General features: G+C 39.6%; 1 protein-coding gene. It reads right to left on the bottom strand.

Annotated elements, in window-relative coordinates; genetic code table 11:
• Positions 1-391: 391 nt before the first annotated feature.
• Positions 392-1,099, bottom strand: coding sequence for a hypothetical protein (locus L2W36_RS27195; RefSeq protein ID WP_236112065.1), 708 nt, complete (start codon positions 1,097-1,099; stop codon positions 392-394).
• Positions 1,100-1,742 lie beyond the last annotated feature (643 nt).

The raw sequence follows: 1,742 nt of genomic DNA on the forward strand, positions 1-1,742 counted from the left end.
GAATGTGGCGGAGAGATAGGGATTTGAACGCTACGCCTAAAAACTAAAACTGCTTATTTTACAATGAGTTGTCTAGATTTCTAGAAAATCAATTTGTTGGTCTGTCTGGTACAGATTAAAGCCCATTTCATGGTTTAACGTCAAGATTTATCAGATTGTTATGTTAGTAAGTTAATAAGTTACTGAACTAACTTACTAACTTCGCCCATCGGGCTGAATACGATGATCTACCTAGTCAGCAAATCGTTGGACGGAACCTTATTAGAGTATTCAGGTAAATTAGAAAAATGCGGATAAATTTTGGTATCAGAAAGTCGTTTCGTGAAACGTTCAGTCTAGCTGGGACAGATCAGCACAAACTTCTACATTTTAATTGACAGTGGGGGTCATATCAGCGCTTTGTTAGGCTTTTGTAAGTTGAATTTGGGTTAGAACCATACAACGCAAACCAATATGGAAGTAATAACCCAAATGCCATTGAACCACCTATAAACGTCGTTGGAAAGCTTTGTAGAACCAGACCCACAACCTTATCGTACTGTTCTGGACTCATAGTTGATTTGCTTAAATATACCTCATAAGAAAAGCAAATTGGTTGATATAACGACATTCTTAGGAACCAACTCAACGCACTAACAGGTAGCAAAAACAACAATGGCTTTATCCATGTTGTAGGTACTACAAAGTAGACTCCTGAAATCAAAAACAGGAACACCACATATAAAGTATTTGCCGATATATTACGCACATCAAAGGTATAAGACTGTCCTTCGTACATCATTAATACAGAAACCCCAAGGACACTAACTAAAAACAATTTGCCAAACTCTTTCGTGCGTGACATGCGAAGAAAGCAGTAACCAATGACCAATAGAAACAAGGTAAGCCAAATATAAGCATCCCAGTTCATTTCTAGGAATCGAGGGCGCGAAGTTTCGATAAGTATTAGAAACGTATACGCTATCGGCAGATAGATAACTCCAACTAATCCAAGCCGAAGAAGTGCCCAAGCAATCTGTCGTTTCATTGGTGCTTCCTCCATGAAGACTAACATTCTTAATAACGGGTCTGCTCGTTTTTCAACTTGCCTAACTTTCATTCAAGCTACCATAAGCCACTTAGATATAATGCTAATACATCACATTTAGCACTCTGCCTTTACGTAAAAACGAGCCTGCGTGTTATCACTTTTTAATAATACTCATTATCTTAGCGGGAATAGCGCTAATCCTACTCTTAACAATAACTTACTAAATATTCTACTGACAAAACGAGACTGGACTCAAGACAAAACAAGCCATTTTTCATACTCAAACGGGATTCAAGCCCAATAAACTGTATAAATCCGCAAGAGCTGGAGGCAAGAGTGCCAAGAAGATTTGGTCACATAGTTGGATGTTTTGGCATAAGGAAAAGTAAGTCAAATGCCAACCGAAGGTTGTGCATGACAGAGAGCCAAGAGATACTTCTCTTGCCCGCAGGTAGTGTTCATCTTTTACGAAGTAAAAGTGTGACACTACCGCAGCGGGTTGCTATTGCGTCACACTTTTTAGTGTGACGGTTTTTTGTGTTTCGATTAGCTAAGATTGATGTCAAAGCTGTTCACAGCATCAATCAGCTCCTGGGGCTCTAGACGCTTGGCATAGTGCCCATAGGTCATGGTGTTATGCTTATGTCCAACGACCTGAGCAACGAGATGTTCAGCGACACCTGACTTTTGTAATTCATCTATCACCGTATGC

Source organism: Vibrio sp. McD22-P3 (assembly GCF_021568915.1).
Taxonomy (GTDB): domain Bacteria; phylum Pseudomonadota; class Gammaproteobacteria; order Enterobacterales; family Vibrionaceae; genus Vibrio; species Vibrio mediterranei.

What these genes read in the sequence shown, in the direction of transcription:
- L2W36_RS27195 (WP_236112065.1), bottom strand. Translation starts at nt 1,099, where the DNA reads ATGAAAGTTAGGCAAGTTGAAAAACGAGCAGACCCGTTATTAAGAATG.